Source organism: Vibrio aestuarianus (assembly GCF_028858425.1).
Classification (GTDB): Bacteria; Pseudomonadota; Gammaproteobacteria; order Enterobacterales; family Vibrionaceae; genus Vibrio; species Vibrio aestuarianus.
The window spans coordinates 338,358-361,959 of sequence record NZ_JAKNYQ010000001.1 but is presented as its reverse complement, the minus strand read 5'-3'; the positions used below and the strand labels follow the sequence as shown (position 1 = coordinate 361,959).

Annotated in this window: 20 protein-coding genes; 7 read left to right on the top strand and 13 right to left on the bottom strand. The window is 43.1% G+C overall.

Going from position 1 to position 23,602, the window contains the following annotated elements; all coding sequences use genetic code 11:
* Window positions 1-7: 7 nt before the first annotated feature.
* Window positions 8-2,023 (bottom strand): DNA helicase Rep, encoded by a 2,016-nt coding sequence (gene rep / locus MCT08_RS01805; protein WP_274674937.1) that lies wholly within the window; start codon window positions 2,021-2,023, stop codon window positions 8-10.
* Window positions 2,024-2,192: 169 nt separating this feature from the next.
* On the opposite strand from rep, the gene MCT08_RS01800 reads away from it, so the two are divergent.
* The 4 genes from MCT08_RS01800 (at window position 2,193) to ubiK (ending at window position 7,406) form a co-directional block, all read left to right on the top strand.
* Window positions 2,193-2,774, top strand: a complete 582-nt coding sequence (locus MCT08_RS01800; RefSeq protein ID WP_274677755.1) for a TetR/AcrR family transcriptional regulator — start codon at window positions 2,193-2,195, stop codon at window positions 2,772-2,774.
* Window positions 2,775-2,792: 18 nt separating this feature from the next.
* Window positions 2,793-3,899: an efflux RND transporter periplasmic adaptor subunit gene (locus tag MCT08_RS01795; protein ID WP_168524768.1), complete on the top strand. Its 1,107-nt coding sequence runs from the start codon at window positions 2,793-2,795 to the stop codon at window positions 3,897-3,899.
* 11 nt (window positions 3,900-3,910) lie between these two features.
* Window positions 3,911-7,033, top strand: coding sequence for a multidrug efflux RND transporter permease subunit (locus MCT08_RS01790; RefSeq protein ID WP_274674935.1), 3,123 nt, complete (start codon window positions 3,911-3,913; stop codon window positions 7,031-7,033).
* 121 nt (window positions 7,034-7,154) lie between these two features.
* On the top strand, window positions 7,155-7,406 hold the full coding sequence (ubiK, locus tag MCT08_RS01785) for a ubiquinone biosynthesis accessory factor UbiK (RefSeq protein WP_168524770.1): 252 nt from the start codon (window positions 7,155-7,157) through the stop codon (window positions 7,404-7,406).
* A gap of 343 nt (window positions 7,407-7,749) precedes the next feature.
* Here the strand turns inward: ubiK and ilvC are convergent, their stop codons facing one another.
* Complete coding sequence (gene ilvC / locus MCT08_RS01780; RefSeq protein WP_274673503.1) at window positions 7,750-9,234, bottom strand: ketol-acid reductoisomerase; 1,485 nt, start codon at window positions 9,232-9,234, stop codon at window positions 7,750-7,752.
* A gap of 144 nt (window positions 9,235-9,378) precedes the next feature.
* Here ilvC and ilvY point away from each other — a divergent pair, with 144 nt between their 5' ends.
* On the top strand, window positions 9,379-10,269 hold the full coding sequence (gene ilvY, locus MCT08_RS01775; RefSeq protein ID WP_168787098.1) for an HTH-type transcriptional activator IlvY: 891 nt from the start codon (window positions 9,379-9,381) through the stop codon (window positions 10,267-10,269).
* A 49-nt stretch (window positions 10,270-10,318) separates the two neighbouring features.
* On the opposite strand, the gene hemN is transcribed toward ilvY, so the two are convergent.
* From hemN to MCT08_RS01750, 5 genes are all read right to left on the bottom strand, one after another.
* On the bottom strand, window positions 10,319-11,707 hold the full coding sequence (gene hemN / locus MCT08_RS01770) for an oxygen-independent coproporphyrinogen III oxidase (protein ID WP_274677754.1): 1,389 nt from the start codon (window positions 11,705-11,707) through the stop codon (window positions 10,319-10,321).
* Window positions 11,708-11,846: 139 nt separating this feature from the next.
* Window positions 11,847-12,335, bottom strand: a complete 489-nt coding sequence (locus MCT08_RS01765) for a DUF2489 domain-containing protein (protein WP_274677753.1) — start codon at window positions 12,333-12,335, stop codon at window positions 11,847-11,849.
* An 8-nt stretch (window positions 12,336-12,343) separates the two neighbouring features.
* Window positions 12,344-12,895, bottom strand: a complete 552-nt coding sequence (yihI, locus tag MCT08_RS01760) for a Der GTPase-activating protein YihI (RefSeq protein ID WP_053309758.1) — start codon at window positions 12,893-12,895, stop codon at window positions 12,344-12,346.
* On the bottom strand, window positions 12,895-13,533 hold the full coding sequence (locus MCT08_RS01755; protein WP_053309759.1) for a class I SAM-dependent methyltransferase: 639 nt from the start codon (window positions 13,531-13,533) through the stop codon (window positions 12,895-12,897). The genes yihI and MCT08_RS01755 overlap by 1 nt, the downstream gene beginning before the upstream one ends.
* A gap of 714 nt (window positions 13,534-14,247) precedes the next feature.
* Window positions 14,248-14,865, bottom strand: a complete 618-nt coding sequence (locus MCT08_RS01750) for a c-type cytochrome (protein ID WP_053309760.1) — start codon at window positions 14,863-14,865, stop codon at window positions 14,248-14,250.
* Window positions 14,866-15,032: 167 nt separating this feature from the next.
* Here MCT08_RS01750 and yihA point away from each other — a divergent pair, with 167 nt between their 5' ends.
* Entirely contained in the window at window positions 15,033-15,713 is a 681-nt protein-coding gene (gene yihA / locus MCT08_RS01745) for a ribosome biogenesis GTP-binding protein YihA/YsxC (protein ID WP_053309761.1), read from the top strand.
* A gap of 506 nt (window positions 15,714-16,219) precedes the next feature.
* Here yihA and spfP read toward each other — a convergent pair.
* From spfP to hemB, 3 genes are all read right to left on the bottom strand, one after another.
* Entirely contained in the window at window positions 16,220-16,267 is a 48-nt protein-coding gene (spfP, locus tag MCT08_RS18720; protein WP_438356636.1) for a small protein SpfP, read from the bottom strand.
* Window positions 16,268-16,460: 193 nt separating this feature from the next.
* Entirely contained in the window at window positions 16,461-19,253 is a 2,793-nt protein-coding gene (gene polA, locus MCT08_RS01740; RefSeq protein WP_274677752.1) for a DNA polymerase I, read from the bottom strand.
* 808 nt (window positions 19,254-20,061) lie between these two features.
* Entirely contained in the window at window positions 20,062-21,111 is a 1,050-nt protein-coding gene (hemB, locus tag MCT08_RS01735) for a porphobilinogen synthase (RefSeq protein WP_053309763.1), read from the bottom strand.
* Window positions 21,112-21,299: 188 nt separating this feature from the next.
* On the opposite strand from hemB, the gene MCT08_RS01730 reads away from it, so the two are divergent.
* Complete coding sequence (locus MCT08_RS01730) at window positions 21,300-22,061, top strand: TatD family hydrolase (protein WP_274677751.1); 762 nt, start codon at window positions 21,300-21,302, stop codon at window positions 22,059-22,061.
* Between the two features lie 66 nt (window positions 22,062-22,127).
* Here MCT08_RS01730 and tatC read toward each other — a convergent pair whose 3' ends face one another.
* The 3 genes from tatC to tatA form a co-directional block, all read right to left on the bottom strand.
* A complete protein-coding gene (gene tatC, locus MCT08_RS01725; protein ID WP_053309765.1) occupies window positions 22,128-22,871 on the bottom strand; it encodes a twin-arginine translocase subunit TatC in 744 nt (247 codons plus the stop codon).
* A 65-nt stretch (window positions 22,872-22,936) separates the two neighbouring features.
* Window positions 22,937-23,335, bottom strand: coding sequence for a Sec-independent protein translocase protein TatB (gene tatB / locus MCT08_RS01720; protein WP_053309766.1), 399 nt, complete (start codon window positions 23,333-23,335; stop codon window positions 22,937-22,939).
* Window positions 23,336-23,338: 3 nt separating this feature from the next.
* Window positions 23,339-23,575 (bottom strand): Sec-independent protein translocase subunit TatA, encoded by a 237-nt coding sequence (tatA, locus tag MCT08_RS01715; protein ID WP_053309767.1) that lies wholly within the window; start codon window positions 23,573-23,575, stop codon window positions 23,339-23,341.
* Window positions 23,576-23,602: the final 27 nt, after the last annotated feature.

Sequence of the window (23,602 nt, the reverse complement as noted above, 5' to 3'; positions counted from 1 at the left end):
TATCGAGCTACTTCTTAAACATCGCCCGTAGGTTAGCTATATGACTTTGTCCTTTAGCCATTCGCTCTTCTTGGCTAACTGGTTTTTTAGATTGTTCCCATTCAACATCATCGAACGGCAATTCATCTAAGAAACGACTTTGTGTTGGCTTAATCAACTCACCGTATTGGCGGCGCTCTTTACACATGGTGAAAGTTAACTCTTTTTGCGCACGCGTAATGCCAACATACATTAATCGTCGCTCTTCTTCGACGTTATCCTCATCAATACTGGTTTGGTGAGGCAGTATGCCTTCCTCCGTTCCCATTAAATAAACATAAGGAAATTCGAGGCCTTTGGAAGCGTGCAAAGTCATCAACTGCACCGCATCACTATCATCTTCCCCTTCGCTGCGTTCCATCATATCTCGTAACGTTAGACGCTGAACCACCTCTTTTAGTGACTTTTCTTGCTGATCATAATTATCACCCTCTAGATCAGCCACAATCCAAGAGTAAAGATCAGAAACGTTTTTCATGCGCATCTCTGCCGCTTTGGGGCTAGAAGAAGTTTCGTATAGCCAATCTTCATAATGGATGTCGCGTACTAATGAACGCACCGCTTCAACGGTATTACCACGCTCTGCTTGGTCTGAAATGGTCACGAGCCATTGGGTAAAGCGGCGTAAGTTTTCCAAACCTCGACCAGAGAGGTGATGCTCTAATCCAAGCTCAAAACTGGCTTCATATAGGCTTTTGCCGCGCATATTGGCATAACTACCCAGTTTTTCTAACGTAACCGGACCAATTTCTCGCTTCGGCGTATTTACAATTCGCAAAAAGGCGTTGTCATCATCTGGGTTCACGAGCACTCGTAAATACGCCATGATGTCTTTAATTTCAGCGCGCGCAAAGAAAGAGGTTCCACCGGATAATTTATAAGGCACTCGGTTTTGCATCAAATACTTTTCAATCAAGCGAGACTGATGATTGCCACGATACAAAACCGCGTAATCACGATACTCAGTGCGGTTAAGGAATTTATGAGCAATCAGTTCCCCAGTAATTCGTTCAGCTTCATGCTCTTCATTTTTCGCTATCAGAACTTTGAGCTTTTCACCTTCGGGAATTTCAGAGAAAAGTGTTTTCTCATAAACGTGCGGATTATTCGCAATCAATATATTGGCCGCCTTTAATATGCGGCAGGTTGAGCGATAGTTTTGCTCTAACTTAATCAGTTTGAGATTAGGGTAATCCTGTCCGAGCAACACCAAATTTTGGGGCTTAGCTCCGCGCCATGAATAGATCGATTGATCATCATCCCCTACCACCGTAAGACGACCACGCTCTCCGACTAACAATTTAACCATTTCATATTGGCTGGTATTGGTGTCTTGATATTCATCAACCAATAGGTAACGAAGTTTATTTTGCCAACGTTGACGGACCTCTGCATTGTTTTGCAGCAGTACAACTGGCATCAAAATCAAGTCATCAAAATCCAATGCGTTATAGGCTCGCATCTGTTTTTGATAGAGCTCGAAACAGTGGGCAAAAAGCTGTTGCTGCTCTCCTTGAGCGAAGCCTTTAGCTTGCTCTGGAGTGAACAGGTCATTTTTCCAATTAGAGATAGTACTGAGTAATTGTCGAAGTAGGTCTTTATCGCCGTCTAACTGCTTCTCGGTCAATTCTTTCAACAAAGCGAGCTGATCTTGGTCATCAAACAGTGAAAACCCCGCTTTTAGCCCCAAGAACTTATATTCACGACGAATGATGTTGAGACCTAATGTATGGAATGTTGACACCATTAGGCCTTTAGATTCAGATTTACCGAGAGTCTGACCGACACGTTCTTTCATTTCTCGTGCGGCTTTATTGGTGAAGGTCACCGCGGCGATATTGCGCGCTTTATAGCCACATTGTTGCACCAAATAGGCTATTTTATTGGTAATTACGCGAGTTTTACCTGAACCAGCCCCCGCCAATACTAAGCATGGCCCAGATACGTATTTAACAGCTTCGTCTTGTCTTGGGTTGAGCTTCATTCGGTACTCATATCACTTTTAATTTGGCTGCCTATGATAATGCCGTGTCTTTTGGATTACTACGTCATCAAGGATAAGATTTTTTTCTTTTTACTGCACTGGTGTATTGCATAATGGGTTATAGTTTGGTCTATAATGAACAAACGTTCATTCACCGTGAAATATCAGCATGTCTAACTGTATTCACATCGATAAATACCAACAAATCTTAACTGCGGCAGAAGCACTAATCGCAGAATCCGGATTTCAAGGTTTATCGATGCACAAATTAGCCAAAAAAGCGGGTGTTGCGGCAGGAACCATCTATCGTTATTTCGACGATAAAGATCATCTTCTCATCGCGGTTCGTCTTCATGTTTGCCAACAAATCGCAGACGCAGTACAAGCCAATATCGATGATGAAATGCCTTTGAAAGAACGCTTTACTGCAATGTGGTTAAACATTTGGGAATTAGCACAATCAAGACGTGCAATACTCAGCAATCGAGTTCAATATGAATCATTACCAATAACAACTAGTTGTAATGTTAGGGAACTTGAACGGAAAATGTTTACCCAATTTGACTTGTTATTCGATCAAGGCAAAGAGCAGGGGTTATTCAAACCGTTGGATAACCAGGTTTTATCTGCTTTAAGTTTTGAAACAACGGTAGCCCTTGCCCGTAAACAAGCAATGGAATGTTATCAACTGAATGAGCAATCACTGCATGCCGTGATTGACGCCAGTTGGGATGCAATTACTCAACACTAACTTGGAGTTCTGATTAGAATGAAAAAGTGGACATTCTTTATGTTACTTATCGCTATCCTACTATTTGGTAGCGTGATAGGTTTCAATTTATTTAAACAACAAAAAATTGCCGAATACATGGCTAATCGTCCTGAAGCTGAATTTCCAGTTACCATAACGGAAGTGGAATCAGTTGATTGGATCCCGGTCATTGCAGCCATTGGTTTTATTGAGCCAAATCAGGGCGTGACACTCACTACCGAAACGAGTGGCGTGATCGATAAAATTTTATTTGAGTCTGGTACACAAGTAAAAGAAGACCAATCTCTCGTACTTTTGGATTCAGCCGTTGAGAAAGCCAACCTAAAAAGTTCGCAAGCTCGTCTTCCAGCGGCAGAAGCAAAATACAAACGTTACAAAGGTCTATACAGCAAGGGTTCTATTTCAAAAGAGGCTTACGATGAAGCTGAAGCTAACTACTTCTCTTTATCTGCTGATATTGAAAGCCTAAAAGCTTCTATTGAACGCCGTGAAATCAAAGCACCATTTGCTGGTGTAGTTGGTATCCGTAATGTGTATTTAGGTCAATATTTACAACCAGGTACTGACATTGTTCGTCTTGAAGATACCAGCGTAATGCGCCTACGTTTTACAGTTCCACAAACCGATATTTCTCGCATTTCGATGGATCAAGAAGTTGATATCTTTGTTGATTCTTACCCAGACTCACCATTTAAAGGCTCAATCACAGCTATCGAACCAGCTGTCAGTGTGCAAAGTGGTTTAATTCAGGTTCAAGCTGATATTCCAAATAGTGATGGCAAGCTTCGCAGTGGCATGTTTGCCCGTGCGAACATTATTTTGCCTAAATTGGAGAACCAAATAACACTGCCACAAACTGCTATCACCTTCACGCTATACGGTGACAACGTTTATATTCTAGGCGAAGAAAATGGTGAAACACGCGTTAAGCAAAGCATTGTGAAAGTTGGTGAACGAACAGCAGACATCGCGCACATTCTCGAAGGTGTGAAAGCGGGTGATAAAGTTGTCACATCAGGTCAAGTTCGTTTAAGTAATGGAGTTAAAGTACGCGTCGTAGAAAGTGACGCAACCACTCCACCAGCTGAAACACCAATGCTTTAACCGGAGGAATCATGCGCTTTACTGATGTTTTTATAAAACGTCCAGTTTTGGCGGTATCTATCAGCTTTTTGATAGCCTTGCTCGGTTTGCAAGCAATGTTCAAAATGCAGGTCAGTGAATACCCTGAAATGACGAATACGGTAGTAACGGTCACCACCAGTTACTACGGCGCAAGTGCTGACTTGATTCAAGGCTTTATTACTCAGCCATTGGAACAAGCTGTTGCACAAGCCGATAATATTGACTATATGACTTCATCTTCCGTATTAGGTAAATCAACCATTACGGTCAATATGAAGCTCAATACTGACCCAAATGCGGCCTTGTCTGACGTATTAGCCAAATCGAACTCGGTTCGTTCTCAGCTACCAAAAGAAGCTGAAGACCCAACCGTAACCATGTCGACCGGCTCAACAACGGCTGTAATGTACATCGGCTTTACCAGTGATGATTTAAAGTCGAGCCAGATTACGGACTACTTGGAACGCGTTATTAACCCTCAGCTATATGCGGTAAATGGTATTGCCAGTATCGACCTTTATGGCGGTCTGAAATATGCGTTACGTGTATGGCTTGATCCGGAAAAAATGGGCGCATTGAAACTCACTGCAACAGATGTAATGAGTGTACTCAATGCCAACAACTATCAATCAGCAACGGGGCAAGCAACCGGAGAGTTCGTTCTCTACAATGGTAGCGCCAATACTCAAGTATCCAATGTAACTGAGCTTGAAAACCTAGTGGTTAAATCCAATGATGGCCAAATCACACGTTTAGGTGATATTGCCAAAGTCACATTGGAAAAAAGTCACGATATTTATCGAGCAACAGCAAATGGTAATGAAGCAGTAGTAGCCGCGATTAATGCGGCACCTAGCGCCAACCCAATTAATATCGCCGCAAGCGTACGGGATATGCTACCGCACCTACAACGCAACCTTCCTAGCAACATCACCATGAACATCATGTATGACTCAACCATTGCAATTAATGAGTCTATCAATGAAGTTATTAAGACGATTGCGGAAGCCGCTTTGATCGTTTTGGTGGTGATCACGCTATTCTTAGGGTCACTTCGTGCCGTTATCATCCCTATTGTTACTATCCCGCTATCACTTATTGGTGTGGCGATGGTTATGCAAACAATGGGATTTTCGTGGAACCTGATGACTCTGCTTGCCATGGTTCTGGCTATCGGCCTGGTCGTTGATGATGCCATCGTTGTTCTTGAGAACGTCGATCGACACATTAAAGAAGGTGAATCACCGTTTCGTGCTGCCATCATCGGTACACGCGAAATTGCGGTTCCTGTTATTGCCATGACACTAACCCTAGGCGCGGTATATGCACCGATAGCATTAATGGGTGGTATTACCGGTTCACTGTTTAAAGAGTTTGCCTTAACCCTTGCAGGTTCGGTGTTTGTATCAGGTATTATTGCATTAACATTATCACCAATGATGTGTTCAAAAATGCTTAAGGCAAACGAAAAACCAAGCAAGTTTGAAAGCACCGTTCATGCTGCATTGGAACGCATGACCAATCGCTACGAGAAAATGTTGCGTGCGGTTCTTGCTCACAGACCGGTTGTCTTAGCGTTTGCTGTTATCGTGTTTATGAGTTTACCTTTATTGTTTAAATTCATTCCAAGCGAACTGGCACCTTCAGAAGATAAAGGCGTGGTGATGATGATCGGTACGGGTTCTTCAAACTCGAACTTAGATTACATGCAAAACACCATGAATGACGTCAACAAGATTCTGTCCGATCAACCAGAAGTTGCCTTTGCACAGGTATTTACTGGTGTTCCTAATTCCAACCAAGCGTTTGGTATCGCTTCGATGGTTCCATGGAGTGAGCGTGAAGCAAGCCAGGCAGAAGTGACCAATCGCATTGGTGGATTAGTGACTAACATCCCTGGTATGGCGGTAACTACCTTCCAAATGCCAGAATTACCAGGTGCAGGTTCTGGATTACCAATTCAGTTTGTTATTACCACACCAAATGCGTTTGAAAGCTTATTTACTGTTGCCTCTGATGTACTTGCAGAAACAACAGCAAGCCCGCTCTTCGTTTATTCAAACCTCGATTTAAACTACGATTCGGCAACGATGAAGATTAATATCGATAAAGATAAAGCGGGAGCTTATGGCGTTACCATGCAAGATATCGGTATTACTTTAAGTACTATGATGTCTGATGGCTACGTTAACCGTATCGACTTAAACGGTCGTTCTTATGAGGTAATCCCGCAGGTTGAACGTAAATGGCGTCTGAACCCAGAGTCAATGAACAACTACTATGTTCGTTCAGCAAACGGCGAAGCAGTGCCATTGGGCAGTTTAATCTCGATTGATGTAGTAGCAGAACCTTTATCACTGCCTCACTTCAACCAGTTGAACTCAGCAACTGTGGGCGCAGTACCATCACCAGGAACTGCTATGGGCGATGCAATTAATTGGTTTGAAAACACCGCACAAACCAAACTGCCTTCAGGCTACAACCATGACTATATGGGTGAAGCTCGTCAATTTGTGACGGAAGGAAGTGCACTGTATGCGACCTTTGGTTTGGCACTGGCGATCATCTTCTTGGTATTGGCGATTCAGTTTGAATCACTCAAAGACCCATTGGTGATCATGGTATCAGTACCGCTTGCTATTTGTGGGGCATTGATTGCTCTAGCATGGGGAGCCGCGACGATGAACATCTATTCTCAAGTCGGCCTGATCACGCTGGTGGGTCTGATTACCAAGCACGGTATTCTGATTTGTGAAGTAGCGAAAGAAGAGCAGTTACATCACAAAAAGTCTCGTATGGAAGCGGTAACGGAAGCGGCGAAAGTTCGTCTTCGTCCAATTCTTATGACAACCGCTGCAATGATTGCGGGTCTAGTCCCATTGATGTACGCAACTGGTGCAGGTGCAGCTCAGCGCTTTAGTATCGGTATCGTTATCGTGGCAGGTCTTGCAATTGGTACGATCTTTACCCTGTTCGTATTACCGGTTATTTACAGCTACTTAGCAGAAAAACACAAACCACTACCAGTGTTTGTTGAGGATAAAGACCTCGAAAAGCTAGCAAGAGTTGATGAGGCGAAAGCTGCACACCGTCAACTGGCTGAAAATAAGTAACACGATAAAGTCATAATCACATTAAAAAGGTCACTTCGGTGGCCTTTTTCTTATTGCAAATAACGACATTCTTAACACAATTGCTTAGAATGAGTACAAATTGACAGGAGTGTAAGCCACGATGTTTGATCCAAAAAAACTAGAGCAAATTGCCAAACAAATTCACGATTCAATGCCTCAGCCAGTCAAAGACCTCGGCGCAGACGTTGATCAAAAAGTTCGCCAAGTTATCCAAGGTCAGCTAAATAAGCTAGATGTGGTCAGCCGTGAAGAGTTCGATGTACAGACTCAAGTACTGATGCGTACTCGTCAGAAGTTGACTGAAATGGAACAAAAGCTCGCTGAACTTGAAGCGAAACTGACAGCTAAATAATACCGTTTTGAGCGTGTCCGGCAGCAAAAGGTCAACACGCTTTATACCAATCACAGTAAATAAGTGATCAGAAATAGCGCAGGAAAAAGGCTTGAGAACAAGGCAGAATTTTTCGATAAGTAGTTATTCTACAATCAAAAATTCTAACGCAGTTATCGAGCATTTTAACCAGCTAGGATGAACAGTTATTTACTACGATTGGTATTACACATCGCAGAGATAAAAAAGGCTTGGTCAACAGCGACCAAGCCTTTTATTTATGTTGTATTTGCTTTTGTATTTATCGACCCCTATCTGTATGGGGTTCTATCAGCTGTAGATTATTAAGTTACAAACTTAGCAATTAGCCGCCAACTGCGATACGCTGCATATCAGTCATGTATCCACGTAGCTCTTCACCAATGTACTCTACAGGGTGGTTACGAATAATGTCATTCACTTCAATTAAGGTTGCGTTGTCAACTTGGTTAGAAGTTTCACCCAGGCCTTTACCAATCACATCAGTACCCACTTTAGGCATGAACTTCTCACGTAGAAGCGGCGTTGCTACGTTGGCAAATAGGTAGTTGCCGTACTCTGCTGTATCCGAGATAACCACGTTCATTTCGTATAGGCGCTTACGTGCAACAGTGTTAGCAATCAGTGGTAGTTCATGTAGTGATTCATAGTACGCAGACTCATCAACAATACCTGATGCTGTCATTGCTTCAAATGCAAGCTCAACACCAGCGCGAACCATAGCAACCATTAGGATACCGTTGTCGAAATATTCCTGCTCAGAGATTTGAACGTCTGAATCTGGGTAGTTTTCAAAAGCGGTTTCGCCTGTTTCTGCACGCCAACCTAGTAGGTTTGCATCGTCATTCGCCCAGTCAGCCATCATTGTGCTTGAGAAGTGGCCAGAGATAATGTCATCCATGTGTTTGTTGTACAGTGGGCGCATTAATTCTTTTAGCTCTTCAGACAATTCAAACGCTTTAACTTTCGCAGGGTTTGAAAGGCGATCCATCATGTGAGTGATGCCACCAAACTTAAGCGCTTCAGTAATGGTTTCCCAACCAAATTGTAGCAATTTACCGGCATAACCTGGGTCAATACCTTCGGCAACCATCTTTTCGTAACATACGATTGAACCCGCTTGAAGCATGCCACATAGAATTGTTTGCTCACCCATTAGGTCTGATTTAACTTCCGCAACGAAAGAAGACTCTAGACAGCCAGCGCGATGGCCACCGGTGCCTGCTGCCCATGCTTTCGCGATATCCCAACCTTCACCTTGAGGGTCGTTTTCTGGGTGAACGGCAATCAATGTTGGTACACCAAAACCACGCTTATATTCTTCACGAACTTCAGTACCTGGACATTTAGGTGCAACCATTACCACCGTGATGTCTTGACGGATCTGCATGCCTTCTTCAACGACGTTAAAACCGTGAGAGTAACCAAGTGCCGCGCCTTTTTTCATCAACGGCATCACTGTTTCAACCACATTGCTGTGTTGCTTGTCTGGCGTTAGGTTAATAACGAGATCAGCTTGAGGGATAAGCGTTTCGTAGCTACCTACTTCAAAACCATTTTCTTTTGCATTCTTGTAAGATTGACGCTGTTCATCGATCGCCGCTTGACGAAGGGCGTACGCCACATCCAACCCAGAATCACGCATGTTCAGACCTTGGTTAAGGCCTTGCGCACCACAGCCAACAATAACGACTTTCTTGCCTTTTAGGTAATCGGCTTCACTTTCAAACTCCGAGCGATCCATAAAACGGCAGCGACCAAGTTGGTCTAGTTGTTGGCGTAGGTTTAAGGTATTGAAATAGTTAGCCATACTGGGCTCTCCTTTAAAGAATTGGTTCCATCAGGTCGGCCTCTGTGAGCCGAATAACCCCATACTAAAGCAGACATTAAGTTGCTTAAAGTGATATATTCACAATTAGTTATTGCAATTAATGCAACATCATGTGACCTATTTATGAACATTAAAAACCTACAGATGTTTATTCATCTGTGTGATAGTAAAAATTTCAGCAAGACTGCGGCAGCGATGCACATGAGCCCTTCAGCGCTTAGTCGTCAGATCCAAAAATTGGAAGACGAGACTGGGCAAATACTGTTTGTGCGTGACAATCGCAGCGTTGAGCTGACACCAGCGGGTAATAAGCTGGCCCCTGTTGCGTTAAAAATCATTGCTGAGTGGCAGCAATACAACGCCAAAATTAAGAATCAAGACCATGAATTACAAGGTGAAATTCGCCTGTTTTGCTCGGTAACCGCAAGCTATAGCCACTTACCCGAATTGCTGTCTGATTTTCGGGTGCGTCATCCATATATTGAATTTAAGCTCTCGACTGGTGACCCCGCTCAAGCGATTGATAAAATTTTGAACGATGAAGCCGATATCGCCATTTCTGCACTCCCCGATCAATTGCCAGCTCGCATCGAGTTTGAAACCATCAGTGAGATTCCTTTATCAGTAATCGCTCCGGTTGGCATTAGCAGTTTTATCGAACAACTACAAAGTGACAACCCCGATTGGTCGTTAATCCCTTTCATTGTTCCAGAAGCAGGAACAGCAAGAGACCGAGCCAATACGTGGTTTAAGAAGATGAAAATAAAACCTAATATTTATGCGCAGATCTCTGGGCATGAGGCTATTGTCAGTATGGTGGCATTAGGCTGTGGTGTGGGTATTGCACCAGATGTGGTGATCAACAACAGCCCTGTTCGGGATAAGATTCAACGACTCAAATTGGCACCGATAAAACCTTTTCAGTTGGGCGTTTGTTGTAAACGCTCTCAATTAGAGAATCCATTGGTCAAAGCGCTGTGGGATGTCGCAGCCAACAAGTACATCGCCCCATAAACAGAAAAGCCACTGATTTCTCAGTGGCTATATTGATTCAATTTATTGGTTAAATAACGCGAGAGAATTGCTGCTGACGTGCTCGGTTTCGTAGATATTTATCAAAACACATACAGATATTACGGATCAGCAGCCGACCACGTAAGGTAACACGAATTTGACTCTCATCGACCTCAACTAACTGATCATCAATGAAGGTTTGCAGTAATTCGAGATCTTGCTTGAAGTAGCGATCAAACGAGATGTTAAATTGCGCTTCGATTGCTGTTTTATCCAGCTTGAAATTACAGATTAGCTGCTTAATAACTTCACGACGCAGTAAGTCATCACTATCAAGCGCAACCCCTTTCCACAATGCGTGACGTAGTTCATTCACTTGCGCATAGTATTTTTTCAGCTCTTTTTGGTTCTGTGCGTACGCGTCACCAATCATCGAAATCGCCGAAACACCAAAACCAACTAAATCACAGTCACCTTGGGTGGTATAACCTTGGAAATTGCGATGTAAAATACCGTTACGCTGCGCCATTGCCAATTCGTCATCTGGCAGAGCAAAGTGATCCATACCAATAAATTGGTAACCAGCCCCAGTCAGAGTCGCAATAGTATCTTGTAAAATCGCCAACTTCTCTTGTGACGCAGGCAAATCTTCATCTTTGATTTTTCGCTGCGCTGCAAACAGTTGCGGCATATGCGCATAATTAAAGACCGACAATCGACCCGGTTTCATCTCCAGTACTTGAGCAAGGGTCTGAGAAAAGGTTTCTTTGGTCTGTTTTGGTAAACCGTAAATCAAGTCAAGGTTGGTGGAACGAAAACCCAGTTGTTTAGCACGTTCAACCATAGCAATAATGAACGCTTCATCTTGCTCGCGGTTAACCAGTTTCTGAACTTCTTTATTGAAATCCTGAACCCCGATACTCAGACGATTAAAACCTTCACTACGCAGGTGATCAAGCATGCTCAGTTCAATTTCACGCGGGTCAACTTCGATACTGATTTCTGCATCATTTTCAAACCGAAATTCACCACGTAAAATAGCCATCAGTCGGCTAATTTGCAGCTCCGTTAGAAATGTTGGCGTACCACCGCCAAAATGCAGTTGAGTCACTCGTCGCGACTGTAACAGTGACGCTCGCTGACGAATTTCATGTTCGAGAACATCTAAATATTCATCGGCTTTGTGTGAATGACGAGTGATAACCTTGTTACATCCACAGTAGTAACAAAGCTTATGACAAAACGGGATATGAATATAAAGCGAAATCGGCCTATCAGGATACTGAGTACACGCCATATCATAATCTGCAACCGTGAATGCCTCATGGAATTCAAGCGCTGTTGGATAAGAGGTATAGCGAGGACCTGAGTAGTTGTACTTATCTAAAACAGCTTGATCCCATACGATCTGCTGACTGGGTACGACTTGCGAAGACATGCTTTTGCTTTCCGTTTGAAACTTTGACTGGTTATTTTGCCACACGACCATGATGTACGTCGGGTAGCAAAACGAAATTTGTGTAGAAATGTTCGAAACTGCTAGCGTGATCACTCACCCAAAAAAGGTAGAGCCAAACTTACACCATTTGAATAGTGATTTGATTATTCAATGGTGCAATGCGTGTTTGCAACGCTTTCAATTCTTCAACAATCGCATCGGTTAAACGGCCTTCTGCTTTCTGGCGAGCCAAATTCTGCTTCATCCGTTCTTGCTTAGGAAGCTGCTGGCGCTCTTCTCCACGCGGCATATCTTTTACGATATGGTAAAGCTCTGAAATAGCAGGATACACGCTATCAAAATCGATGCGTTGCTCACCTTGGACATAATCCATGATGCAGTATACGCGAATGCTGATCTCAGAGAGATCGCATTGGCCTTGAATACCCGCCATGCATAGCGTATTGACGCTATCAAAAATATTCGCATTACGCTTTTCAATGGCCAATGTTTGGTGTTGAAGCTGCAAATCCTTTTGCTTTTTCAGTTGCAGCAGAAGGTAACCAGCGTAAGACGCTAAGCTGAGAATAATGACTCCACCAGCAATGGCTGACAAGGTTACATTCATCGCAATCTTTATCCTTTTAAGTCGTTGAGATCGAAGTCTTCGAAATCTGACAATAGGTCATCATCAGAGCGTGAAGCTTTTGCCTTTGTTACAGGTTCTAATGCTTCGTCTTCTTCTTGATCTTCTTCGTAAATGCCAAGCTGCTTCATTAACGCTTCAATGCGATCAAGCTTCTCGTCTACGTATTTTTGTAGACCAGCGCCTAGATTCTCACCACTATCGATACGATCAAGCAAGATATTCAACTGCGCATCGTTTTCTAGCATTTCCAGCTCTTGTGCTGCTGACAATCGACGCTCTTGTTTGGTCTGCTTTTTAACTGGCTCAACAATCAGCGGGACTTTCTTTTTGCTACCTAAACGAGGGTCGCGTGCTTGCGCTGCTGCGCGCTGTTTTTGCTCAGAACCATCTGAATGTCGGCTGCCCGCTTTAAGACCTTTCTTTTTCTTCAGTCTTTTACGTAGACGTCCTTCAACATCAGCTTCACTGCGGTTACGCGTTACAATCACGTCAGCATCAATGGCTGAACCAGGCTTTCTGGATTTCTTATTACGGCTCATTACTGGGGTTTCCTCAGTAAAATTACATCATTACCAATAAATTCAAGTTCAAGCTCATCCCGCTTGGCCAAGTACTGGAAGGTTTCACGGCTAAAAAATATCACATGTGTGAGATCATTTTTGTAGTGCCATCCAGCAAACGCGTCTACGTCTTTGACTAGCTTGGTCATTAACCCAATCCAGCCACCCGGCTTAACTAAATTTAACCATTGCTGCCAAACTTGGTGCGGCTCATGTAAATGCTCGATCACTTCAGTGGCAGTCATAAAATCATAGGTCGTTTGCAATACCTTTTCATCTGGATGAAAGAAGATATCGTATAACGCCATATTGTGCCCCGCTTCTTGCAACATAATCGATAATGTTGGACCGGGACCACAACCAAAATCTAACCCATTTGATGCAGGTTTAATCCTTTCTAACATTGGCTCACACACGCGTGATAAAAAGCGGCGGTAACCCATATCTTGTGGGTTATTGTTATGCAGATCATAAAATGCTTTTTCAGCTTTCGCGTCAAGGCGATGATCAGGATTGACGAACACTAGCGCACATTGTTGGCACTGGAGATAAGCGCGAGCCTTATCTTCAAAGTATGGAACAATTTGTTCACTAAAACATAATGGGCAAGTGTGCATACTGACATCCTCAAACAGGGATGCGCAACATACCAGAAACTGGCATTAGAGTGGAGAGTCACCGAGCATTTTTTCATCAGCTAAGTGAAAAAAGATAAAAAAAGCGATAGGTCACCCTATCGCTCTCTAAAATGTGCCACCTAAGGTGGCGAAACTGTGTTGCACTCATCGCGTGCACAATATTCCTTTTGTTCTTGGTGCTTTCCATGCAAAAGGTGTTGTTTTTCATCTTCCTGATGAATTTTGTCTATCCTGCTGACATCCTGCCACTGGGCTTATCCCAAGCCTGATCCTTTTCCCTGTCCGAACCTTTAGACGAGTCGACCATCCTTATCGCGCAAGCTCCCTTGCTTACGCTAATCCTTATTCCTAAAAGCAGCATCCTTTGCCTGCTCCTTGGAGACCACCTTGGTCTGAATTCCTTTACCAGCGTCTTGCCGATGTGGTTACTTTACTCGACAGCACATTTGACTCAACGTCAATTGAGCTATTTTTACACTCATTTTCAAAGTAACTATCCAGCTATCCATAAATTCAATAGCTTATAGAGTGACCATCATCGATTGCGCCATCAAGTATGGTCGATCTCTTACACAACAATGGGTCAGTTATCCGCTCGTGGTAAAAAACAGCCGGTGATCAAGCTCACAAAAGAAAACGCCCCAGCATAATACTAGGGCGTTTTCATAAAACTTTGCTCGAACGATGTAGGGATTAGTGCAGGCCACCAACGTATTTAGACAAAATTTCGATATCAGCATCGGTTAGCTTTTTAGCTACATCTTGCATCATGCCGTTCATGTCATTGTTACGTGAACCTTCACGAAATTTTTGCAGCTGAGCTTTGATGTAGTCAGCATGCTGACCAGAAATTTTAGGAAAACCTGAAAGCTCAGTGCCATTACCTCGCGGACCATGACAAGCGATACATGCGGTCAAACCACGCTCTGCATCACCACCGCTATACAATGCTTTACCAGTCTTAACGACATCTTCCGGCGTTGAGTTGGCTGAAATAGGTAAAGAGGCGAAATAAGCCGAAAGATCCGAAATATCTTCATCACTAAGCGGCATAGCCATACCACTCATGACCGGATCATAACGACCTTGCTTGCCACCGCTGGTCATACCAAGTCGCAATTCAATTAACTGCTTCTCCATATATTTAGCGTGTTGGCCTGCAAGTTTAGGATAGGTAGTAATTAAACTGTTACCGTCAGCACCGTGACAGGCAACACATGTTTGAGATTTTGCTTTACCAGCTTCGATGCTGCCTTGGGCCCACACTGAGCAGCTGGCTAAAAGACTCAAGATTAGCGCTAATTTCTTCATGACATTCCATTTATAATTATCAAGCTTCCAGTACCACCAGACAGTTGCTACTCACTCTCAGTGGCGACTCATGGTACAATAGGCGACCTTATGCCGAGCACGGTTATTTTACACAATTTCACAAAAAAGTAATCAATCGACTACACAAAGTCGAGATGGAGTTAACAGTGAGCGTAAAAATTCATTATCAAAACACGCATTTCATTACCAGTGCGCCTGACATTCGTCATCTACCTGATGACGAAGGAATAGAAATTGCGTTTGCAGGACGCTCCAACGCAGGTAAGTCAAGCTCGCTTAACCGCCTGACGAATCAAAAGAGCTTGGCGAAAACCAGTAAAACACCTGGTCGTACCCAGCTAATCAACCTATTTAAGGTGATGGACGGTTGCCATATCGTTGATTTACCGGGTTATGGCTTTGCTCAAGTTCCTCTAGAAATGAAGAAAAAATGGCAGAAGTCGCTCGGAGAATACCTACAAAAACGTCGCTGTTTGAAAGGGTTGGTGGTACTGATGGACATTCGCCACCCGATGAAAGATCTCGATCAGCAGCTTATTTACTGGGCAGTCGACTGCAACATTCCCGTACAAGTACTACTGACCAAAGCTGATAAGCTAAAAAGTGGTGCTCGCAAGGCTCAAGTGTTAAAAATTCGTGAAGATGCGCGAGCGTTTGGCGGTGATGTGAGTGTTGATGCTTTTTCTTCACTCAAAGGACTCGGTGTCGATATCCTACGCAATAAACTGGACACTTGGTTTGCACCAGCGTTAGCACATTTAGACGCAGAGCAAGCCGATGAAGAGTTAACAGAAACAACCTCTATCGACGATTCTCAACCCGAGTAATTCCATGTCGATAGATAATCTAGCCCTGCCATTTTGTTTGGTGGGGCTTTTTTTTGGGCGACGGATATTGAACCTTAACAGATTGCAGCAAAGGTTTATGTGCAGTAAAAGAGAAGTGATAAAAACAAAAATCCCCACCATCCTGGTGGGGCAACGGGAGAGAAAAATTAATCGTTATTCTTATGCGTTAAGCATTCCCTAATCCGCGCTCTTTTTCAATAGCTTAGCGTCTATATTTTCCTGCTCTATAAAAGCGAAAATAAATCACAACTCATTGAATAAAAGACAAAAAAATCGAAACACATCTCTAGAAGTAACTTGATTTTCTAGTAGAAATAATAAAAATGTGATTGATGATTTCTTACAAAATCGTGTGTTACACACAAAATAGAGATAAGCCAAAATAAAGAAAATAACGTGACTGAAAATAGAATGGGATCGCTGAATTGATTTTTGTTTCGCCCAATAAAAAACGCCCCAGTCAAATACTGACTGGGGCGGCTGAATCAGCCTAATCCAATAACGTGAAACAAAAGGTCTGAAAGATAGAACATCTTACCTCTGTACCCTACGAGAGTTAATGTACAACAAGTGGTCAGAAATGGGAAACTTTTTTGTAGTTTTTTTTCACTAAATATTTCTTAAACAACAGAACACATAAAATGCACCATTCTTATTTCATGATAAAAAAAAGCCAGCATTTGTGTGCTGGCTCATATAAATTAGGGTGTTTAGTGTAAAAAACGATTAATGCGCCTGATCCCAGTTATCTCCATGACCAGTATCAGCCACTAATGGCACTTTAAGATCCGCTGCAGATTCCATCAATTGTTGTACTTTACTTTCAATTTCGGCTAAAGCTGTCTCTTGAACTTCAAATACTAATTCATCGTGTACTTGCATCAATAGCTTAACTCGTCCTTGTCCATACTCTTCAATCCATGCATCGACCAACAACATCGCTTTTTTGATAATGTCGGCAGCAGTACCTTGCATCGGCGCATTGATCGCCGCACGTTCAGCCGCTTTACGACGCATCCCATTACGAGATTTAATTTCAGGTAAATACAAACGACGTCCCAGCAAGGTTTCAACATATCCCAACTCACTTGCCGTTGAGCGAGTATCTTCCATGTACTGCATTACACCAGGATAACGTTCAAAGTATTTATCCATATACCCTTGCGCTTCACCGCGCGGAATACCAAGCTGTTTGGCTAGCCCGAATGCACTCATTCCATAAATGAGACCGAAGTTAACCGCTTTAGCCCGGCGACGCTGTTCGCTACTCACCTGATCAATACTGACCCCAAGAATCTCGGCAGCGGTAGCGGCATGGATATCTTTTCCTTGTTGGAAGGCTTCAAGCAGTGCTTTATCACCAGACAAATGCGCCATAATACGCAATTCAATCTGCGAGTAGTCGACAGCCATGATTTTCCAGCCATGAGGTGCAACAAATGCTTGGCGAATACGGCGCCCCTCTTCATTACGAATAGGAATATTTTGTAAGTTCGGATCGGTCGACGACAAACGGCCCGTCGCAGTCACAGCCTGATGATAAGAAGTATGCACTCGCCCTGTGGTTGGGTTAATCATCTTCGGCAGTTTATCGGTGTAGGTGGATTTCAGTTTGGCTAAACCACGATGCTCAATAATCACTTTCGGCAATGGGTAATCAAGCGCTAACTCTTGCAGTACTTCTTCATTCGTTGACGGAGCACCGGTTGGCGTTTTCTTGATAACAGGCAAACCCATTTGCTCAAACAAGATTGTTTGTAACTGTTTTGGCGAGCTGAGATTAAAAGGCTGGCCAGCAATCTCAAACGCTTTTTGCTCAAGCTCATCTAAGCGAGCGGCTATTTCGTGTGATTGAGCGCTAAGCAGCATATCGTCAATCATCACTCCGGTACGCTCAATACGCGATAAAACTGGTACTAGCGGCACTTCAATTTGCTGATAAACGCTGTTCAGTTTTTCATCTTGCTCGATATAGCCCATCAAACGATGGTGGAGCCGCAAAGTAACATCGGCATCTTCCGCAGCATAAGGCGCGGCTTGTTCTAGATCGATTTGGTTGAACGTCAGTTGGTTTTTGCCTTTACCTGCAACTTGCTCGAATGAGATGCAGCTATGCTGCAAAAACCTCAATGCTAGGCTGTCCATATCATGTTTGCCACCTACGCTGTTATAAACGTAAGAAGCCAGCATAGTGTCGTGTTTAATGCCTTTCATCTCAATATCGTAGCGTGCCAATACGCTCGCATCGTACTTGAGGTTTTGCCCTACTTTGGCTTGGTTATCATCTTCTAGAATCGGTTTGAGTTGTGATAAGACCCAGTCTCGATCAAGCTGTTGTGGTGCATCTAAGTAATCATGAGCCACAGGAACGTACGCGGCAACGCCTTCCTCTGTCGCAAATGAAACACCGACTAAATTTGCTACCATGTAATCTAGGCTGTCGGTTTCCGTATCAAAAGCAAATACGTCGGCCGCTTTCAACTTATCTAACCATTCGCTAAATGTTTTTTCATCTAAAATAGTTTGGTACTGACTGCGATCAATCGTCACCGCTGAGCTATCGACCTCTGAAGCTGAACTGGATGAAGAAGGCATCGCACTGCCCGACCTTTCATCTGCTTCAATGACGCCAGTGCCACCGTCAAGCAACTCGGTTAACCAAGACTTAAAAGTTAGCTGCCCGTACAGTTTGATTAGTTCATCAATATTCGGCTGAGTTTTCAGCAATGCTTCTGGTTTTTCTTCCAATTCAACATCAAGTTTGATGGTCGCTAACTGATAAGAAAGGAACGCATTCTCACGATTATCAGCCAGTTTTTGCGCCATGGTCTTAGAACCACGGAAACCTAATGGGGCTATCTTATCTAAATTGTCATAGATCTGTTCAAGACTGCCGATACCTTGTAGCAAAGCCAAAGCGGTTTTTTCACCAACGCCCGGAACGCCAGGAATGTTATCCACTTTGTCGCCCATCAGAGCTAAATAGTCGATAATAAGCTCTGGTGGAATACCAAATTTTTCAATCACCCCTTCTCGATCAAGTACTAGATTGGTCATAGTGTTGATCAACGTGATATTTTCATCCACCAACTGCGCCATGTCTTTATCGCCGGTACTGATTAAGACCGGCATCCCCGCTTTGGAGGCTTGAGATGCTAACGTGCCGATTACGTCATCTGCTTCCACACCTTCAATAGATATAAGGGGTAAACCCATGGCTCGAATTACGTTATGTAATGGCTCTATTTGACAACGCAAATCATCCGGCATTGGTGGTCGGTTAGCTTTATATTGTGGATACATCTCATCACGGAAGGTTTTCCCCTTCGCATCAAAAATAACCACCATGCGCTCAGAAGAAAACTGGCGCATCATGCTTCGCAGCATATTAACCACACCATATACGGCATTAGTTGGGATTTCACCATTACTCATGGTGCCAGGGTAGGCATGAAATGCACGGTAAAGGTATGAAGAACCATCAATTAGAATGAACGGGTTATCTGGTATACGAGCCATTGTCTTTTGCTATCCAAGGAGAATACAGAATGTAATGACTAAGGATGCCATGACTGCCCAGAGGTTTCCACGCCAACACACGCCTAGCTTCGAAAGATTTTGCTTATTTGCCCTGTAGCGCACAAGCCAATCTGTGGATAACTCTGTTCATAATTTTTATCCACACGTTATCAATATGCACATAAACACCAAAAAGACACACTTAAATCATTGTATTTAAAACACAAAAACAAAGATCGAACAATGTTGCCATGATCTTTTTATGATCATCCATTGTGGAAAAGACTACCGCTGCCCTTTTAGACACCCACTAGGAATCACTTGATCGTTTAGATATAAAAAAAGCGACACCCGAAGATGTCGCCTAGCAGAAAAAGTCAAAACTAAGTGAAGTCACTCATTCAGTTTTGCTATAAAGCTATAAATTACACTGGAAGCAATGTGAGCAATGTCGTGTCAAAAAGAAGCGGTGCAAGTTCATTAGCAATTTGTCTCGTCACTATTAACACCGAATCGTTGGTGAATCGTAAACTTGACGTCCTTGTGAACTCTCCTCGTCCCTAAGACAAAGTTAATAATAATGATTCTCATTTAATTATCAAGTTTAAATGAGAAAAAATATCATTTATTTTTTATACCGGCACAAACACAATGATAAGCTCAATAGAGAAAAGGAACATTTATCTTATTTTTCATGTGGTTAATAAAATTCAATGCAGGAATTTTCAGGAAATAAAAAAGCTGACCTATACCCAAACAACTTAGAGTAGGAAGGGGATAAAGTCAGCCTAGAAAAGTATGGTCAATATTATTCAGCGTCAGTCTGTAGATACTGCGCTGGCTTTGCGTTTTCTTCGGCTAGCCATTGCGCAACATCTTTTGCAAAGTACGTCAAAATGCCATCAGCACCAGCACGCTTAAAGCACAACAATGATTCCATGACCGTTTCACGCTCTTTCAGCCAACCGTTTAGAATAGCGGCTTTGTGCATCGCATATTCACCAGAGACTTGATAAGCAAAGGTTGGAACTTGTAGTTCAGATTTCACGCGACGAACAATATCAAGGTATGGCATGCCAGGCTTAACCATTACCATATCCGCACCTTCGTTGATGTCCATCGCAACTTCTTGAATAGCTTCATCGCTATTGGCTGGATCCATCTGGTAGTTTTTCTTATCACCACCTTTAAGATTTGCGGTTGAACCAACCGCATCACGAAATGGCCCGTAATAACATGAAGCATATTTTGCAGAGTAAGCCATGATTTGGGTGTGAATAAACCCGGCTTCTTCTAGAGCTTGACGAATCTTACCAATACGGCCGTCCATCATATCGGATGGCGCAACCACATCTGCTCCAGCTTCAGCATGCGATAAAGCTTGTTTGATCAGCACTTCCGTCGTTTCATCATTCATCACATAACCCGTTTCATCGATGATGCCGTCTTGACCATGAGTGGTGAATGGATCAAGCGCAACATCGGTGATCACACCAATTTGTGGAACATGCTCTTTCAGTAGACGAACCGCACGTTGCACCAAACCGTCTGGATTATAAGCCTCTGCTGCACATAAGCTTTTTGCATCTTGGTTAACGACAGGAAAAAGCGCGATCGCAGGTACACCAAGGTTTGCTAAATGCAGGGCTTCTTCCAACATTAAATCAATAGAGAGGCGTTCAATACCTGGCATTGACTCCACAGGCTCACGACGATCTTTCCCCATTAGAATGAACATTGGGTAAATCAGATCGTTAACCGATAACTGATTCTCAGCCATTAAGCGACGGCTGAAATCATGCTTGCGTAGACGACGCATACGACGCCCTGGGAACTGACCTTGAATGGATACTGACACTCTATTCTCCTTGTTTTTTCGCAGTCAAAGAAAGCGATCTTTCTTTAGCACCGCTGTTGATCAAGTGTGGCGAAATCATATCACTCTCGCTTTGTGACGCTAGCGGCAATCTACAAAAATCAGAAAAATGATCTCAGGCTCACACTTACGTATACTCTCAGAATATTTCTTATTGATAGAGACAGACCATGATTGATACCCATGCCCATATTTATGCTGCTGAATTTGATCACGATCGAGATGAAGTCGTGCAACGCGCTAAAGCACAAGGGATTGAAAAAATACTACTACCAAATATCAATCTCGACTCTATCCAACCGATGCTAGCAACCGAAGCGGCCTACCCTGACATTTGTCATTCAATGATGGGGCTTCACCCTTGCTATGTCGATGAAAATGTCGAACAAACGCTGACTGTGATTGAGTCATGGTTTGACAAACACCCTTTTATCGCCGTGGGAGAAATCGGTATCGATTTATACTGGGATAAAACCTTCAAAGCTCAACAAGAGAAGGCCTTTATTACCCAACTCAACTGGGCCAAAGAGCGTGATTTACCTGTCGTAATTCATACCCGTGATTCAATCAACGAAACTTTACAGTTACTCGCCAAAGAACAAGATGGATCACTAGCGGGTGTATTTCATTGCTTTGGCGGTAGCATTGAAGAGGCAAAGGCAATTAACGATTTAGGATTCCACCTTGGCCTTGGAGGAGTCTCTACCTTCAAAAATGGTGGAATGGATGTGGTGATTCCACAGTTAAATTTACAGTGGGTGATACTTGAGACCGACTGCCCTTATCTGGCACCCGTTCCACACCGAGGGAAACGTAATGAGCCCGCTTACACGCAGTTAGTCGCTCAGCGTGTTGCACAGTTAACCGATAGGTCGTTGGATGAAATTCAAACCATTACCAATCTAAACGCAAACTCATTATTTGCTATTTAAATAATCTATGAGATAAAAAAGCGGCAAATCTGCCGCTTTTTTTTATTCAACGATATGCTTTCTTTTTTATTGTTGCTCTTCATCACTCTCTTTACGCACATAAAAACGTGCAAAGAATAATCCAACTTCAAACAACAAACACATTGGTATCGCAAGTAAGGTTTGTGACACTAAGTCTGGTGGCGTCAGAAGCATGCCGACGACAAATGCTCCAACAATAATATAAGGGCGTTTTTCACCTAAAGTCTTAGGATCAGTCGCACCAGTCCAACACAATAAAATAATGGCAACGGGTACTTCAAAGGCAATACCAAAGGCTAAAAAGAGCGCTAAAACGAAATCAAGATAACTCGAAATATCCGTCGCAAATTCAACTCCCCCTAAAGATATCGCGGTAAAAAACCCAAACACCAACGGAAACACAACAAAATAGGCAAAAGCGACGCCACAGTAAAACAACAGTGAACTGGAAAACATCAAAGGCATCACTAAGCGGCGCTCATGCTTATACAAGCCTGGAGCAACAAACGCCCAAACTTGATATAAGATAAATGGCACCGCAATGAATACTGAGGCAATCAAGGTTAATTTTAAGGGGGTAAAAAACGGCGATGCAACATCGGTTGCAATCATGGTTGCCCCTTCGGGCAAACGCTCTACCAACGGTTTAGAGACAAAATCATAGATATCGCTCGAAAAATACACCAAGCCGATAAAAATAACGATCACGGCGGCAATCGCTCGCAATAACCGGTCTCGTAATTCCAACAAATGGCTAATTAAAGGCTGCGTCTGCTCAGCAGAAGACATATCGAACCTCATATAAATAGATCAAAAGAGGAGCTACAGCCGCAGCAGTAACTCCTCAAATAGGACTAATCGGCCTTTTTATCTGCCGTTGCAGGCTGCGAATCCGTTGAAGAGGGAATTGCTTCAACAATATCTTGACTACGCTCTGATGTTATATCAGAAGGTGATGTATTCGCATAAGGTCGCTGAACATCTTGCGCAGCTTGTTTTAGCTGCTCCACTGAAGACTTAAGTTCTGGAGATAAATCTTCCATCCCCATTTGCTCAGCTTTACGCAAGTTATCTTGCAGTTCTTGAACTTTAAGCTCGTGTGCTAATTCATCTTTCACACTGTTTGCCATGTTCTTTGCAGTACTGACAAATTTAGCCACGCTGCGAATCGCATGAGGCAAACGTTCAGGCCCAAGAACCACCAGCGCAACAACAGATATTAATACCAGTTCCCAGAAACCGATATCAAACACGTGTTATGCCTGCTCTTTATCTTTTTTAGTTTCAGCAGTCGCTTCCGTTTTCTGCTGATCTAAGTTTTTCGGTTCAAAGTCTGCATCTTTTTTCGCAGGTTCATCTTCACTCATCGCTTTTTTAAAGCCTTTAACTGCACCGCCTAAATCACCGCCAATGCCGCGTAATTTTTTCGTTCCAAATAGCAATACAACAATTACCGCAATGATAAGAAGTTGCCAGATACTGATACCGCCCATTTTCTTTACCTCGGGGATTTTTTAAAC